Below are 14,237 nucleotides of genomic sequence, written 5' to 3'. Positions count from 1 at the left end.
CGGCCCGGCCTCAGGGGGTCGCGTAGGTGATGCCGCCGCGCAGGGTGACGGTGACCGTGCCGGTGCCGGTGCTGTTCTGGACGGTGAGGGTGTAGGCCGAGGCCGGCTGCCCAAACGGCTGGAAGACCACGGTGGTCGAGGCGGTGGGGGTCACCCCGTCGGGCAGGGTGGCGTTCTCGACGAAGGCGCCATCCGCCGAGGTGATCTGGTACGCCCGCGACCCCGCCGTGAGCGTGACGGTGTACTGCCGGCGTTCCATCTTCGCGCGCTCCTGGGCCTGCCGCAGGTCGGTGGCCAGCTGAGCCGTCCCGTAGCGCAGCCGCTGCTGGGCCCGGTAGCCGTTCCAGTGGGTCAGCGACAGGCCCAGCAGCACCGCCACGATGACGGTGGTGGCCACGAGCTCCAGAACCCCGAGCCCCGCCTCGTCCCACGTCTGCCGCCCGCGCGCCCTGGCCATCTCAGGGCTGGGCCTCGCGCCACACCGGCCGCACGCCCGCCAGCGGCTGGCCGCCGGGGAGGACCTCGAAGAGACTGGTCGTGGGGAAGTAGGGCGGCGCCAGGCCGCGGCTCATGCGCCGGTCGTACCGGAAGTCGCGGGCATAGCCGCTGACCTGCAGGCCGGTGCGAGGGTTGAAGGTACCGAAGGGCCCGTAGTACTCGGTGATGAAGCCGCCCAGGATGTGCGCCGTGCCGCGCGGCGTCCCCAGGTTGTAGTCCTCTACGAAGACCGAGCTGTTCCAGGCGTCGCCGGGGGTGCCGGCCATCATCACCCCGTGCAGCTCGATGTCCGGCGGGGCCGTCACCCGCACCTGGATGTCGCTGTTGGCGGTGTACAGCCCCAGGACGTTGAGGGGGTTGTCGGCGGGGTCGGTGGGGTTGGGCGGGTCCTCGTAGCGCAGGTGGTCGGTGATGTCGATGCGGCCGGCGGCCACGATGGTGGTCTGCTCCTTCTCCTCGAGCGTCCCACCGAGTCCGAGGATGTTCCCCTCCACGTAGATGATGGTCGCGTTGTTGTAGGCGCTGCCGCCTGCCTGCCACCCCCTGGGCACGCCGCTGAAGGTGCGGGTCTGGGGCGCGGGCCAGCTGGTGTTCGTCACTGTGGTGACGTTGGCGTCCCGGTCCACGGTCACCGTGACGGTCTGGCCGGGCGCCTGGAGGGTGTAGACGGCCAGGTTGTTCGACGGTCCCCCGATCCCCAGCGTCAGGCTGGTCAGGTCGCCCTGCACGTAGATCCCCCCGGCCAGCGACTCCCCGGGGTCGGAGACGCCGTCGCCGTCGGCGTCCGTCACGGGGACGTAGACCCCGGGCGGGATCGGCAGCGTGTTGTCCGCCAACTCGGGGACGGCGGCGCGGATCTGGGCGTTTGTCACCGGCGAGGTGTCGGTGGGGGCGCGGCCGATGGAGACCCCCTTCTGGCTGTAGGGGTTGGGAGGCATGGGGATGGCGGCGACCCCGCGGGTGAAGTTGGCGGCCGGGTTGTCGTTGTCGTCGGCGATGTTCCCCGGGGTGCAGTCGGGCAGGACCGGCGCGTCGCGGCGGTTGCCGCCCACGACGTTCTCGTTGGCCTGGAGCCGGCGCGGGCTCCCGTTGTTGTTGAACCAGGCGTAGGTGCTCACGCTCGTGAGCGTGGTCGAGGTGATGCGCGCCGGGTCACACGGGCTGCCGCTGTCGGGCGTTCCGAACTTGGGGAAGAAGGCGAACCGGAACTCACCGTTGGTGTGCACCGGGCCGTCGAAGCTCGTCTGGCTGGTGAACCAGATGTCCTGGCCCGCCGGGGTGGTGTGGATGTGGGTGAAGAGGGCGTAGCGGGCGAAGTTCTGCCGTCGGATGCGCATGCTGAAGTCCCCGGCCAGCGTCACCCGCCGCCGCGCCCGCGGCGGCACCATCCCGTCGCTGGTGATGGCGTAGGAGTAGATGAACTCGAACTCGTCGGCGGCCAGGCGGTGGACGTAGCAGCTCCCGCCGCCGCTGCAGGAGGGGTGCGGGGCCAGCCGGCGCGTCAGGGTGACGGTAGCGGTGTAGCTGCCGTTCCCCAGCGGGTTGGCCGGGGCCGGCACCCCCACCTGGAGCTTCCGATAGGTCTGGGGCACCCCCCAGTTCACCACGAAGGTCACGCTGTTCGTGCTGGGGGTGGCGTTCAGCGTGTAGCGCTGGCCGTCCAGCACCAGGTAGTCGAGGATGCGGAAACTGTTCTGGGCGGCGGGGTCCCCGGCAGCGTACCAGCTGTTGAGCAGAGGGACATCCACCGAGGGGTGGACCTGGACGACTCCCAGCGGGTCGGCGCCGGTGAGGACCATCAGCGCCGCCCGGGCGGCGAACCCGCCCCCCTCGGCCAGCGCCAGGGCCTGGGCACCCAGCGTGCGCGCCGCACTCAAGCCGACCTCTTTGCCGCTCAGGTAGAGGACCAGGGCGCTCAGCAGGGCGATGACCAGGATGACGGCCAGCACGGAGAGCATGGCCAGGCCGCGCTGGTCCCCGACCAGGGCGCGCCGGGCGCCGGCCGAACCGAGGCCGCAGCGGCGGGGCCCTGCGGGGCGGGCAGGGCGCATCAGCGCGCCCTCAGGGCGGCATCGCCGGCGAAGGTGCGCATCACCCCGTTGCGCGTCGTGCTGATGGTGATGCGCACGCGGCTGATGGCCGTCACGTCGGGCGGCGTCGAGCCCAGCGCGTCGCCGGCGGCGTTGAAGTACTCGAAGGTGACCCCGGCGCTGCCGTCCTCGCGCACGACCCCGTAGGCCAGGACCTCCGGGGCCCCGGGCACCGCCGGGCCCGAGGCGTCCGGGTCCTCCTGGCGGGTGAGCGTCCGGGCGGTGGCGTCGTAGGCGAAGGTCACCGTGTAGGGGCTGGAGGCGGAGAAGGGCGTGTTCTGGGGGACGAAGAGCGTCACCGCCGTCCCCGAGGCCGCAGTGACGGCCTGGGCCCAGCGGATCTCGTCGATCACGGAATCGAGCCCGCTGCGCACCTGCGACTGGACCTGCAGGAAGTCATTGGTGGTGCGGGCCGACCGGTGCCCGGAGGTCACGAACCCGTAGATGCCGGCCAGGGCGATCCCCAGGATCGCCATGGCGGCCACTGTCTCGAGCAGGGTGAACCCCCGCTCACTCCGGGGCCATCCCCCGGGCGTGGCGGGGTTCCCGGTCGTCGAGGGCCCGGTGCCGGACATCATGAGCCTTCCCCCCTCCTACTGGTCGTCGAGCACCGTCGTCAGGGTGACGAAGGGCGTGACGTCGGTCGGCCGGTAGACCTCCACCGTGGCGGTGATGAGCCGGAAGTTCGGGTTCTGGTTCACCACCACCGCGGCCTCGAAGGTGTGCGGCGTCGGGTTGACCACGCCCACGTACGGCGCCGGGAGCGGCAGCGGGGTCCGGGGGAGCGGGGCCATGTTCACCATCTCGTAGGGGTTCGCGCTGGCCCGAATCTGCTCCATGATCTGCATGGCCAGGGTCGTCGCCGCCACCCGCTCGTTGGAGCGACCGGCGTGGGCCAGGCCGGCCATGAAGGCCTGGAGGATGAAGATCGCCGCGGCCGCGAGGAGCGAGAGCGAGACCACGACTTCGACGAAGGTGAATCCCCGCTGGTCACTCCGGCCGCGCGCGGCCGTGGCGGCCACCTCCCATGACGCCGTCTGGTCAACCATCGGGGCATACCCGCCTCCGGTCGTCCTTAGACCTGGGCCTGAAGGGCAGGGCGTGGGCGGACAAGGTCCCGGGCGACCGCCGGGAGGTTGCCGGGCAGACCTGGAGAGGTTCGGGCCGAGCGGGGGTCAGGCGGCCGGGCGGGCCCGGGCCGGCGAGAAGCGCCACCGCCCGAGGACCCCGGCCAGGAGCATGATTCCGGCCATGACCAGGAGGCCGGGCTCCAGGCGCCCGCGATAGAGCGGCAGAGCCAGGAGGACCCCCAGCGCGAGGATGAGGCCGACCCGCCAGGCCAGGCGGGTGAGCTCGGCGGCGACGACGGCGGTCAGCTCCGCCTCCGTCTCCCGCCGGGGGCCCGGGGCGGTCTCCCGCCGCACGAGCAGCCGGCGCCGGCAGTTCCGGCAGACGAGCGCGCCCGGGGGGTTCTCGTAGCCACAGGCCTCGCAGGTGAGGACGGCCATCGGGGACGACTCTACCCACCGCGCCCGCGGGCGTCAACGGCCGATCCCAGGGCGAGCTCAGGGGGCGGCCTCGCGCCAGGCCGGCCGCACGTTGGCCAGCCGCTCGCTCCCCTCCCCGATCTCGAAGCGGCCGGTCGTGGGAAAGTAGGGCGGCGCGAACCCGCGCAGCATCCGGCGGTCGAAGCGGAAGTCCCGCCCGTAGCCGGTCACGGGGTTGCCGGTCACGGGGTCGAAGGTGCCGAACGCCCCGTAGTACTCCTCGATGATCCCCCCTAGCAGGCGCACGGTGCCGCGCGGCGACCCGGCGTTGTAGTTCTGGACGTGGACCGAGCTGTTGTACCCATCGGCCGGGTTGCCGGCCATGAAGACCCCGTGCAGCACCAGGTCGTCCGGGGCGGCCGTCGTGATGCGGATGTCACTGCCCGCCGAGTAGAGCCCAAGGACGTTCAGCGGGTTGTCGGCCGGATTGGCCGGATCGGGGGGGTCTTCGTAGCGCAGGTGGTCGGTGATGTCGATGCGCCCGGCTGCCACGATGGTCGTCTGCTCGTGCTCCTCCAGCGTGCCCGCCAGCGACTGGATGTTCCCTTCCACGTAGATGATGGTCCCGTGGGTGTTCCCGGGACCGCCCTGCCACCCGCGCGGGACCCCGGCGAAGGTGCGGGTCTGAGGCGACGGCCAGGCGGAGTTCGTCACGGTGGTCGTCTGCGCGGCGCGGTCCACCGTGACGGTGACGGTCTGCCCGCCGGCCGTGAAGGTGTAGACGGCCAGGTCGTTCCCGGCCCCGCCGGGAGCCAGCGTGAGACTGGTGAGATCCCCCTGGACGTAGATGCCGCCGGCCAGGGGCTCCCCGGGGTCGGAGCGCCCGTTCCCGTTCTGGTCCACCACCGGGACGTAGATCCCGTTCGGCACGGCAGCCGAGGTGTCGGCCAGCTCGGGGACGGCCTGGCGGACCTGCAGGTTCGTCACCGGCGAGGTGTCGGCGGGGTCGCGCCCCACCGCCACCCCCTTCTGGCTGTAGGGGTTTGTGGGCATGGGGATGACCGCCACGCCGCGGGTGAAGTTGGCCGGGGGGTTGTCCCCATCGTCCGTGACGTCCCCAGGGGTATTGTCGAAGGTCACCGGGGCGTCGCGGCGCACCCCGCCCACCACGTGCTCGTTGGCCTGCTGGCGGACAGGGCTCCCGCGGTTGTTGAACCAGGCGTAGGTGGAGACGCTGGTGAGCCGGTCGCTGAACTTGGGGAAGAAGGCGAAGCGGTACTCGCCGTTGGTGTGCACCGGGCCGTCGAAGCTCGTCCGGCTGGTGAACCAGATGGGCGACCCGCCCGGCGTGGTGTGGACGTGCGTGAAGAGGGCGAACTGGGCGAAGGTCTGCCGGCGCACCACCACGCTGAAGTCCTGGACGAGGACGACGCGGCGGCGCGCCCGCGGCGGGACCACGCCGTCGCTCGTCACCGTGTAGGTGTAGAGGTACTCGTACTCGTCCGGTCCCAGCCAGTGGATGTAGCAGGCCGAGTCGGGCGCGCAGCTGGAGTGGGGTGCGGCGCGCCGGGTCAGGGTCAGCGTGGCGGTGTAGCGCCCGTCGGCCAGCGGGTTGGCCGGCGGGGAGCCCGCCACCTCGAGCTTGCGGTGGGGACCGGGTAGCGCCCAGTTCACCTGGAAGGTCACGCTGTCCGTGGCGCTGGTCGCCCCCAGGGTGTAGCGGGCGCCGTCCAGGACCAGGTAGTCGAGGAGGGCGAAGCTGTTCTGCCGCGCACGGTCGCCCCCCGCGTACCAGGTGCTGAGCAGCGTCCCGGTGAGGGTGGGGTCGACGGTGACCCGCCCGCTGGGGCTGATCCCCATCAGCACCATCAGCGCGGCGCGGGCGGCAAACGCCCCGCCCTCGGCCACGTGCAGGCTCTGCAGGCCGTACAGGCGCACCGCGCTCAACGCCACCTCCTTCCCCACCAGGTGGAGGACCAGTCCGCCCACCAGGGTGAGGACGAGCACGGTGACGAGGACCCCCATGAGGGCCATGCCGTGCTCCGGCTCCACACTGCCTCGCATGCCCCTCCCCCCTCTCACCGGACCTGGCCCCCTGGCTCCCGCCCCCCGCTCACCGGGCCCGCAGGGCGGCATCACCGGTGAAGCTGCGGCTCACCCCCCGCCAGGTGGCCGTGAGGATGACGCGCACGCGTGCCACCGTGGCGGGATCGGCCGGCGCGCTCCCCAGACTGGTGCCGGTGTTGTCGAAGTAGACGAAGCGCAGGCCGTCGCTGCCGTCCCGCTGGACGATCCCCGACGCCACGGCCACCGCCGGCCCCGGGGGGAGCGGCCCGCCGGCATCCGGGTCCTCCTGCCGCGTGACCGCATCCGCAGCGGCGTCGTAAGCGAAGGTGACAGCGTAGGGACTGCCCGCGCTGAACGGCGTGCTCTGGGGGACGAAGAGCGTGACGCTGGTCGGCCCGGCTGCCACCACCCGCTGTGCCCAGCGGGCCTCGTCGACGATGGCGTCCAGGGCCGCCCGCACCTGGGATTGGGCCTGTACGAAGCTGTTGGTCGTCCGGGCGGAGCGGGTGCCGCTGACGACGAAGCGGTAGATCCCCCCGCCCAGGACGAGGGCCAGCAGGCTGAGGGCGACCAGCAGTTCGAGCAGGGTCAGGCCCCGCTCGCCCGACCGCGCGGGACCGGGCCAACCGACGCACGCTTGGCCGGGACGGTCAGTTGTCATCGAGCAGCGTCCCCAGCGTGACGAGCGGGGCGGTGTCCCCGACCCGGAAGACCTGGACGGTGACCGTCCGCAGCGTGAGGGCGTCGTCGGGGGCCACCAGCACCGCCACCTCGAGCGGGTAGGGCGAGGGGTTCTGCACGGCGTCGTAGGGCGCGGGCAACGGCAGGGGCGAGCGGGCCAGCCCGGTGAAGCCGACCATGGTATAGGGGTTCACGCTGGCGCGCACCTGCTCCATCACCTGGGAGGCGAGCATCGTCGCCGCCGCCCGCTCGTTGGCCCGGCCGGAGTGGAAGAGGCCCGCGATGAAGACCTGCAGGATGAACAGCGCGATGGCGGAGAGGAGGTAGAGGGAGACCAGAAGCTCGAGGAGGGTGAAGCCCCCCATGCCGCGATGCCCGCGGCCGGGGCCTGTGACCACCGCGTGCCGCCTCACCCGCGCCCCCTCGGAGGCAAGACGCCACGCGCCGGGTGGCTTGCGCTCCCGTTCGGCAGCCCGGCTGGGTGGGGGCCCGGCACCTGGGCGCCCACCCCCGTGGCTTTGCGAACCGTCCTCGCGGACGGCGTGCCTTTGTCGCGGGTCTTGCCCGGCTAGGCTTTCAGCCCTCTTGTGCCCGGATGGGGACGCCGGTAGACGGCACGAAGGCCGCGCGGGACCCAGCGCCCGGGCCGGTGGGGCGAACCGGACGCAGGCGGCCGGAGGGTTTCGCCGCCCGCGGGCGAAGTGACCCCAGGACCCCAGGAGGCGGACGGAGTGACCCCAGGAGGCGTATCGTGACCATCGACCAGGCCAACCAGGAGGTCGTCTCCCGCATCCTGGCCGGCCAGCCGGTGCTCGTCGACGTGCGCCCCGCGGCGGAGGCGATCCCCGGGATGCGCCCCACCCTCGTCCTGCACGCCGGGCCGCCCATCACCTGGGAGCGTATGTCCGGCCCGCTGCGCGGGGCGGTGATCGGCGCCCTCCTCTACGAGGGGCTGGCCCGGGACGAGGCCGAGGCCGCACGCCTGGCCGCCTCCGGCGAGATCACCTTCGCCCCCTGCCACCACCACGGCGCGGTGGGGCCGATGGCCGGGGTGACCACGGCCTCGATGCAGGTCTACGTGGTGGAGAACCGCGCCTTCGGGAACCGGGCCTGCTCCACCCTCAACGAAGGCTACGGGCGGGTGCTGCGCTACGGGGCGTACGGGCCCGAGGTCCTGGAGCGCCTGCGCTGGCTGAACGGAACGGTGGGACCGGCCCTGGGCGAGGCGCTGCGGCGGCTGGGCGGCCTGGACATGAAGAGCCTGATCGCCCAGCAGCTCACCATGGGGGACGAGGGGCACAACCGCAACAAGGCGGGCTCCGCGCTGCTGGCCCGCCTGCTCGCCCCCGCGCTGGCCGAGGGGAGGCTCGCCCGGGACGACCTGGCCCGCGTGCTGCGCTACCTGGCCGACAACGACCTGGCCGTGCTCAACCCCGTGATGGCCGCCTGCAAGGCCCTCCTCGACCCGGCCCACGGCGTGCCGCACAGCACGCTGGTCACCGCCATGGCCCGCAACGGCACCGACTTCGGCATCCGGGTGAGCGGCCTGGGGGACCGCTGGTTCACCGCACCGGCCGAGGTCCCGGTGGGCCTCTTCTTCCCGGGCTTCTCCCAGGCCGACGCCAACCCGGACATCGGGGACTCCACGATCACCGAGTCGGCGGGCATCGGCGCGTTCGCCATGGCGGCGGCACCGGCCATCGTGCAGTTCGTCGGCGGCACGCCCCAGATGGCCATGGAGGCCACCCTGGAGATGTACGAGATCACCGTGGCCGAGAACCCGGCCTGGGCCATCCCGGCGCTGGACTTCCGGGGCGTGCCGACGGGGATCGACATCCGCAAGGTCGTGCGCACCGGAATCACGCCCCGGGTGAACACCGGGATCGCCCACCGCGAGCCGGGCGTGGGGCAGGTGGGGGCGGGCCTGGTGCGCCCGCCGATGGCCTGCTTCGAGGCCGCGCTGGAGGCGGCGGCGGAGGTGTTCGCCTAGCGCCACGGCCGGCGCTCAGGGAGGTGGAGGGCATGCGGTTCGGCAACGCGCACTACTACGTGGGGGACATGGGTCGGGCGCGCGAGGTCTACCGGCAGCTGCTGGACCGCGAGCCGCGCTACAGCGACGACGACTGGACCGAGTTCGCGCTGGACGGGGGCGTGCTGGCGCTCCACCTGCACGCCCGCCGCCCGGAGGTCACGGACAAGACCGAAGTGCGCTACGGGGCGGTGGTCACCGTCGAGGTGGAGGACATCGGGCGCGCCCTGGAGCAGGCCGGGCGCGCCGGCTTCCTGCAGGTCTCGGACATCATGAGCGAGCCCTACGGCAAGCTCGTGAGGATCCAGGACCCGTGGGGGAACCAGGTGGTGCTGCACGAACCGTCGCGGTGACCGGCGGCACCGACCCGCCGCGGTGTCCGGCGGGGAGGCATCCGATGAGGGCTGGCGACAAGTGGGCCACGACAGGAGGTGAATGAGCCGATGGCCGTGGACCTGAGCGGCGTGCGTGTCCTGGACCTCTCGCAGAACTTCAGCGTGGACTCCCCGCCATTTGCCTACTACGACGGCCCCACCATCAAGTGGGTGAAGAAGCTGGCCTTCGAGGGCGTGAACGCCCAGTACATCGCCACCACCAACCACATCGCCACGCACCTGGACAGCCCGCTGCACTTCCACGACCCCGGGCCGGACGTGGCCGGCATCCCCATCGGCCAGCTGGTCGGGCCGGCCTGCATCGTCGACCTGCAGGCCTTCGGGGTCGGCGACTACGGCATCTACGGGCCCGAGCACTTCGAGCAGTGGGAGCGCAAGACGGGGATCACCATCGAGCGCGGGGACATCCTGGTCATCCACACCGGCTACCACGCCTACTACAACGAGGACTGGTCGCCCGCGACCCGGGAGCGCCACGCCGACGCCCGCGCCGACCTCCCGCGCGCCTTCCTGCGCCATCCCGGCCCGCGGGCGGAGTTCTGCCAGTGGGTGCTCGACCGCGGCATCCGCTGGCTGGCCGTGGACGCCATCTCCACCGACCACCCCTTCAACACCAACGTGCGCCGCGCCCGCCCCGACCTCATCCCGGAGGTGGAGCGCGTCATCGGCATGCCGCTCGAGGAGGCCTTCCCCTGGCCGCGGGACTACCAGGCCACCCACACCATGCTCTTCCCCCGCGGCGTCTACCACGTGGAGAACGTCGGCGGCGAGATCGACCGGGTGCTCGACCAGCGTGTGTGGGTGGGCTGCTTCCCCTTCCGGTTCAAGGGGGGTGAGGCGGCCTTCTGCCGGTTCGTGGCCTTCGTCCCGGCCTAGGCCCGTGGGGAGGATGCCCGCCGGGAGGGCCGGCCTGGCTCCACCGCGGCGTTGCCGGGGACGCCGTGCCGGGCCACGGGCGGGAGGCAGCGCGGAGACCTGATCACGGACCGCCCACGCCCGTAGTCCGGCGGGCGCTCCCGAGCCATGACGGCCGAGATCGCGCTGCTCCTCTCGCTCATCGCCGTCGCGCTGGTCCTCTTCTGGTTCGAGTGGATGCCGGCCGACGTCGTCGCGCTCGGCCTCCTCCTCGCTCTCGTCCTCACCGGCCTCCTGCCGCCCCAGGACGCCTTCGCCGGCTTCGGCAGCGAGACGGTGATGATGATCCTGGGGCTGCTCATCCTCACCGCGGCCCTGCTGCGTACCGGCGTCGTCGACCTGGCCGGGCGGACGATCCTGCGTCGCGCTGGCGAGGACCCCCACCGCCTCCTCCTCTTCGTCATGCTGGGGGCTGCAGGCTTGAGCGCCTTCATCAGCAACACCGCCGCCACCGCCTTCTTCCTGCCGGTGACGATGGGCATCGCGGCCCGCCTGCGCGCCAGTCCCTCGCGGCTGCTCATGCCGCTCGCCTTCGCCTCCATCCTGACCAGCTCGGTCACCCTGGTGAGCACCTCCACCAACCTGGTGGTGAGCGGGCTCATGACCCGCTACCGCATGGCCCCCCTGGGGATGTTCGAGCTGGCCCCGGTGGGCCTGCCCGTGGCGCTCGTCGGCCTGGCCTACATGTGGGTCCTGGGCCGCCGCCTCATCCCGGACCGCACGCCCCCCGACGAGCTGGAGGACTTCGGGCTGCGTCCCTACCTGACCGAGGTACTGGTCCTGCCGGACTCCCCGCTCGTCGGCAAGACGCTCGAGGAGGCGGGGTTGGGGCGCGACCTCGACCTCACCGTCCTCCGCGTCGTGCGGGGCCCCGAGGAGCAGTACCTGCGGGCGCAGGCCCGCACGCGGCTGCAGCCCAACGACATCCTGCTGGTCCAGGGGCGGCGCGAGGACATCCTCAAGGTGAAGGACCGGGCGGGGATCGAGATCAAGCCCGAGGTCCACCTGCCGCTCGCCGGCCAGAGCGAGAACGGCGTGGGGATCGCCGAGGTCATCCTCCTCCCGGGGTCGACACTGGTGGGCCGCACCCTCAAGACCTTCCGCTTCCGGGAGCGCTTCGGCCTGCAGGTGCTGGCGATCCACCGCCACGACGCCGTGCTCGTGCGGAAGCTCAGCGACGTGCGGCTGCGCGTGGGGGACGTCCTGCTGGTCCAGGGACGGCTGCGCGACGTGGCCGCCATCGCCGGCCGCCACACCTTCCGCATCCTGGGGCCCGTGGAGGACCGCCGGCCCCTCGTGCACCGGGCCCCTCACGCCGTCCTCATCTTCGTGGCCACGCTGGCCGCCGCGACCGCGGGGGTGCTGCCGCTCCCGGTGGCGGTACTGGCCGGGGCGCTGCTGGCCTTCCTCACCCGCTGCCTGACGCCGGAGGAAGCCTACCGCGAGGTGGAGTGGAAGGTGATCGTCCTCATCGGCAGCCTGCTGGCGGTGGGGCACGCCATGGAGACCACCGGCGCGGCGCGCTACCTGGCCGGCCTGATCACCTCGGCCGTCGGGCACGCCGACCCGCTGTGGCTGCTCGGCGGCTTCTTCGCCCTGACCGTACTGCTCACCCAGCCGATGTCGAACCAGGCCGCCGCCATCGTCGTCCTGCCGGTGGCGGTGCAGACGGCGGTGCAGCTCGGCCTGAACCCCCGGGCGTTCGCCGCGATGATCGCCGTGGCGGCGAGCACGTCGTACATCACCCCGCTGGAGCCCTCCTGCCTGATGGTCTACGGCCCCGGGCGCTACCGCTTCTCGGATTTCGTGCGGGTGGGCGGCCTGCTGACGATCCTGATCTTCGCCGTGGCCGTGCTCCTCGTCCCCCGGGTGTGGCCGCTGGTCCCGCCGCGGCCGTAGCCGGCCGCACTCCGGGTCGTCAGCCGGTGTTGTCCGGGAGGCGGTCCAGGAACTGCTGGATGTGCTCCAGGTAGCGGGGCACGTCGGTGAGGGCCTCCGCCGCTGCGGCGTGCACCTTCGCGGGGTCCACCTCGTTGTACTCGTGCGCCAGCCGGTTGCGCAGGCCGGCGGCCCGGGCGATCCGGCGTGCAAAGTCGGCGGGGAGGACGTCCAGCTCGGCGAGCTTCAGGAACGACTCGTGAAAGTCCTTCGGGGCCACCCCACGCAGCTCCACGGCCAGGTGGTAGTTGATGTCGAGCATCCTCCCGATCAGGCGCTCCAGCAGCCGCTCCGTGGCCAGCTGCGCCTCGAGGCGCGCCAGGTACTCCTGGAGCGTCAGGCGGGCGAGCGGCTGCAGGCGCACGAGGTCCTCGGCGATCAGCGTGATCTTCCGCTGGACGACGTCCCGGTCAACCGGCATGGGCGGCGAGCCGTCGGACCAGGGCCCGGGTGGCCTGCGCCTCCAGATGGAGGTAGGGCAGGTACTCGCTGAAGCGTCGAAAGGCGTAGACGCGGTACCAGCGGAAGGTCCGCTCGTCGCCGTAGAGCAGGACGGCCGTCTCGAAGATCCGGCAGAGGAAGAGCGGATCCGCCCGTGAGACGAGCGCGAGGTCCACGTCGGCGGTGGCGAAGACGTCGGCTAGGTCGGCCGTCAGGCGACCCAGGTCCTGCAGGGAGAGGTCCACGCCCGGTTCAGGCAGCACCGCCACGTCGAGATCGCTGCCCGCGTGGGTGCGGCCGGTCACCGCCGACCCGAAGGTCAGGATGAGACGGAGCCGGTGGCGCTGCGCCACCTGCGCCAGGCGCTCACGCTGGTCGGGCGTCAGGGCGAGAGTCGTGGCGTGCCGCATGGGACGGACCGGCTGGATGCTAGAGGAGGGTCGCACCCAGGGTCAAGGCGTGTCGCTCACGGCCTGGTCGGCCGCGGCGTGGTCGGTCCCGGCCTGGTCGGTCCCGGCACGTAGCGCAGGAGGGCGCCCACCCCTTCGTAGGGGCGCAGCGCTTCCGCCGCCGTCCCCGTGACGACCTCGAGCGCGGCGCCGCTCTGCTGGGCCAGGAGCGGGAGCACCTGCGGCACGGGCGCCACCTCGACCGGCCCGCCGCAGGTCGGGCAGCGGTCGTGGGGCGCGGCGGCCACGTAGCCGCACACCTGGCACCGCCACACCTCGCCGCCGACGTCGCGGTCCGCCACCACCACCATCGCCTGCTCCTGGACGAGGACCCCGACGGTGGGCGCGCGGCCCAGCACCCCGGACCCGGCGCCGGCGGCGTCGAGGAGCCGCCGTACCACCTCGGCCTCGTGCCGGTGTTCCGCCTCGACCGCTACCGGCAGGGTGCGCCCCACGATCTCCGGGACCCCGGCGTCGGGCGAGAGGTGGACCTGGGCGACGAGCCGCCCCCGCACGGGGTCGGGGAGCAGGTCCCGGACCGCGCCGACCGCCTCCGGGGGACCGGCCAGGACGAGCCGCTCGATGCCCAGGTCGCGCATCCACTGCGCCGTCGCGCCGGCCGCGCCGAGCCAGAAGCGGCGGACGTGGTCCTCGACCCGCGCGACGAACGTGTCCCGCTGGCTGCCCCGGGTGGCCGCCGTGCCCAGCCGCTGCGCGAAGGAGGGCGGGCGCCCGGCTTTGAAGCGCCAGTCGCTGGTGTCCAGTTCCAGCGTCTCCTCGGAGACGACCGCCGTGCGGCCCAGGTAGGCGACCAGCAACCGGGCCCGCTCCCGGTCCACGGCCAGGATGGCATAGGGGTTGTACTCCTCCAGGGCCCAGAGCAGGGGCACGACGTCCGGGCGGCCGTAGCTCAGGCGGTTGGCCAGCGGGAACGGCAGCACGCGCTCCTGCCACAGCCCGTCGGCGGCGAAGAGGGCGAGCCCGCGCCCTCCCGGCGGACGGGTCTCGACGTGGGCCAGGACCCGCTCGGTGAGCGGGGCCAGTACCTTCGCCGTCTCCCGGGGCTGGTGGTCCACCAGGTCGCGCAGGGCGTTGCGCAGCCAGATGCGGTAGGCGGGGTGCGTCGACTGGTGCTCGGGCTTGGTGGGGTCGACGTCGAGGTAGAGCGAGAGCACGTCCTGACGCTCGCTGCGGACCAGAGCGCGGAGCTCGGGAGGGAGGTCCATCCGTGGCCTCCTTTCATCGAA

15 protein-coding genes and 1 riboswitch are annotated in these 14,237 nt (G+C 72.6%); of the genes, 4 read left to right on the top strand and 11 right to left on the bottom strand.

Features of this window, described 5'->3' with window-relative positions:
* Nucleotides 1-10: 10 nt before the first annotated feature.
* The 8 genes from RB146_09785 to RB146_09750 all read right to left on the bottom strand — a co-directional run bounded on the left by RB146_09785 (nt 11) and on the right by RB146_09750 (nt 7,221).
* Nucleotides 11-457, bottom strand: a complete 447-nt coding sequence (locus RB146_09785) for a GspH/FimT family pseudopilin (protein ID MDQ7829268.1) — start codon at nt 455-457, stop codon at nt 11-13.
* Between the two features lies 1 nt (nt 458).
* Entirely contained in the window at nt 459-2,549 is a 2,091-nt protein-coding gene (locus tag RB146_09780) for a DUF4900 domain-containing protein (GenBank protein MDQ7829267.1), read from the bottom strand.
* Nucleotides 2,549-3,166 carry a prepilin-type N-terminal cleavage/methylation domain-containing protein gene (locus tag RB146_09775; GenBank protein MDQ7829266.1) on the bottom strand — a complete coding sequence of 206 codons (618 nt, stop codon included), beginning with the start codon at nt 3,164-3,166 and terminating at the stop codon, nt 2,549-2,551. The genes RB146_09780 and RB146_09775 overlap by 1 nt, the downstream gene beginning before the upstream one ends.
* 15 nt (nt 3,167-3,181) lie before the next feature.
* Nucleotides 3,182-3,637 carry a prepilin-type N-terminal cleavage/methylation domain-containing protein gene (locus RB146_09770; GenBank protein MDQ7829265.1) on the bottom strand — a complete coding sequence of 152 codons (456 nt, stop codon included), beginning with the start codon at nt 3,635-3,637 and terminating at the stop codon, nt 3,182-3,184.
* Between the two features lie 126 nt (nt 3,638-3,763).
* On the bottom strand, nt 3,764-4,096 hold the full coding sequence (locus RB146_09765) for a hypothetical protein (GenBank protein MDQ7829264.1): 333 nt from the start codon (nt 4,094-4,096) through the stop codon (nt 3,764-3,766).
* Nucleotides 4,097-4,153: 57 nt separating this feature from the next.
* Nucleotides 4,154-6,139: a DUF4900 domain-containing protein gene (locus RB146_09760; GenBank protein MDQ7829263.1), complete on the bottom strand. Its 1,986-nt coding sequence runs from the start codon at nt 6,137-6,139 to the stop codon at nt 4,154-4,156.
* A 49-nt stretch (nt 6,140-6,188) separates the two neighbouring features.
* Nucleotides 6,189-6,803: a prepilin-type N-terminal cleavage/methylation domain-containing protein gene (locus RB146_09755; protein MDQ7829262.1), complete on the bottom strand. Its 615-nt coding sequence runs from the start codon at nt 6,801-6,803 to the stop codon at nt 6,189-6,191.
* The gene (locus tag RB146_09750) at nt 6,793-7,221 is read right to left on the bottom strand and encodes a prepilin-type N-terminal cleavage/methylation domain-containing protein (GenBank protein MDQ7829261.1); all 429 of its coding nucleotides are present in this window, start codon (nt 7,219-7,221) and stop codon (nt 6,793-6,795) included. Before RB146_09750 ends, RB146_09755 begins: the two co-directional genes overlap by 11 nt.
* 66 nt (nt 7,222-7,287) lie before the next feature.
* A riboswitch (cyclic di-GMP riboswitch) is annotated at nt 7,288-7,380 on the bottom strand.
* A gap of 191 nt (nt 7,381-7,571) precedes the next feature.
* Between RB146_09750 and RB146_09745 the strand changes: the two genes are divergently transcribed.
* The 4 genes from RB146_09745 (at nt 7,572) to RB146_09730 (ending at nt 12,061) form a co-directional block, all read left to right on the top strand.
* Entirely contained in the window at nt 7,572-8,813 is a 1,242-nt protein-coding gene (locus tag RB146_09745; GenBank protein ID MDQ7829260.1) for a DUF1116 domain-containing protein, read from the top strand.
* 32 nt (nt 8,814-8,845) lie between these two features.
* Nucleotides 8,846-9,205, top strand: a complete 360-nt coding sequence (locus RB146_09740) for a VOC family protein (GenBank protein MDQ7829259.1) — start codon at nt 8,846-8,848, stop codon at nt 9,203-9,205.
* A gap of 90 nt (nt 9,206-9,295) precedes the next feature.
* Nucleotides 9,296-10,123: a cyclase family protein gene (locus RB146_09735; GenBank protein MDQ7829258.1), complete on the top strand. Its 828-nt coding sequence runs from the start codon at nt 9,296-9,298 to the stop codon at nt 10,121-10,123.
* A gap of 147 nt (nt 10,124-10,270) precedes the next feature.
* Complete coding sequence (locus RB146_09730; protein MDQ7829257.1) at nt 10,271-12,061, top strand: SLC13 family permease; 1,791 nt, start codon at nt 10,271-10,273, stop codon at nt 12,059-12,061.
* A gap of 19 nt (nt 12,062-12,080) precedes the next feature.
* On the opposite strand, the gene RB146_09725 is transcribed toward RB146_09730, so the two are convergent.
* The 3 genes from RB146_09725 to RB146_09715 are packed head-to-tail and all read right to left on the bottom strand — an operon-like array spanning nt 12,081 to nt 14,216.
* Nucleotides 12,081-12,521, bottom strand: a complete 441-nt coding sequence (locus RB146_09725; protein ID MDQ7829256.1) for a DUF86 domain-containing protein — start codon at nt 12,519-12,521, stop codon at nt 12,081-12,083.
* Nucleotides 12,511-12,951 carry a nucleotidyltransferase domain-containing protein gene (locus RB146_09720; GenBank protein MDQ7829255.1) on the bottom strand — a complete coding sequence of 147 codons (441 nt, stop codon included), beginning with the start codon at nt 12,949-12,951 and terminating at the stop codon, nt 12,511-12,513. The genes RB146_09725 and RB146_09720 overlap by 11 nt, the downstream gene beginning before the upstream one ends.
* Before the next feature lie 56 nt (nt 12,952-13,007).
* Nucleotides 13,008-14,216, bottom strand: coding sequence for a VLRF1 family aeRF1-type release factor (locus RB146_09715; GenBank protein ID MDQ7829254.1), 1,209 nt, complete (start codon nt 14,214-14,216; stop codon nt 13,008-13,010).
* Nucleotides 14,217-14,237 lie beyond the last annotated feature (21 nt).

It is taken from the genome of Armatimonadota bacterium, from assembly GCA_031081585.1.
Classification (GTDB): Bacteria; Sysuimicrobiota; Sysuimicrobiia; order Sysuimicrobiales; family Humicultoraceae; genus Geohabitans; species Geohabitans tengchongensis.
This window is presented reverse-complemented; position numbering and strand designations above follow the sequence as displayed.

What these genes read in the sequence shown, in the direction of transcription:
- RB146_09730 (MDQ7829257.1), top strand. Translation starts at nt 10,271, where the DNA reads ATGACGGCCGAGATCGCGCTGCTCCTCTCGCTCATCGCCGTCGCGCTG.
- RB146_09785 (MDQ7829268.1), bottom strand. Translation starts at nt 457, where the DNA reads ATGGCCAGGGCGCGCGGGCGGCAGACGTGGGACGAGGCGGGGCTCGGG.
- RB146_09775 (MDQ7829266.1), bottom strand. Translation starts at nt 3,166, where the DNA reads ATGATGTCCGGCACCGGGCCCTCGACGACCGGGAACCCCGCCACGCCC.
- RB146_09760 (MDQ7829263.1), bottom strand. Translation starts at nt 6,139, where the DNA reads ATGCGAGGCAGTGTGGAGCCGGAGCACGGCATGGCCCTCATGGGGGTC.
- RB146_09725 (MDQ7829256.1), bottom strand. Translation starts at nt 12,521, where the DNA reads ATGCCGGTTGACCGGGACGTCGTCCAGCGGAAGATCACGCTGATCGCC.
- RB146_09740 (MDQ7829259.1), top strand. Translation starts at nt 8,846, where the DNA reads ATGCGGTTCGGCAACGCGCACTACTACGTGGGGGACATGGGTCGGGCG.
- RB146_09765 (MDQ7829264.1), bottom strand. Translation starts at nt 4,096, where the DNA reads ATGGCCGTCCTCACCTGCGAGGCCTGTGGCTACGAGAACCCCCCGGGC.
- RB146_09755 (MDQ7829262.1), bottom strand. Translation starts at nt 6,803, where the DNA reads ATGACAACTGACCGTCCCGGCCAAGCGTGCGTCGGTTGGCCCGGTCCC.
- RB146_09720 (MDQ7829255.1), bottom strand. Translation starts at nt 12,951, where the DNA reads ATGCGGCACGCCACGACTCTCGCCCTGACGCCCGACCAGCGTGAGCGC.
- RB146_09735 (MDQ7829258.1), top strand. Translation starts at nt 9,296, where the DNA reads ATGGCCGTGGACCTGAGCGGCGTGCGTGTCCTGGACCTCTCGCAGAAC.
- RB146_09770 (MDQ7829265.1), bottom strand. Translation starts at nt 3,637, where the DNA reads ATGGTTGACCAGACGGCGTCATGGGAGGTGGCCGCCACGGCCGCGCGC.
- RB146_09780 (MDQ7829267.1), bottom strand. Translation starts at nt 2,549, where the DNA reads ATGCGCCCTGCCCGCCCCGCAGGGCCCCGCCGCTGCGGCCTCGGTTCG.
- RB146_09715 (MDQ7829254.1), bottom strand. Translation starts at nt 14,216, where the DNA reads ATGGACCTCCCTCCCGAGCTCCGCGCTCTGGTCCGCAGCGAGCGTCAG.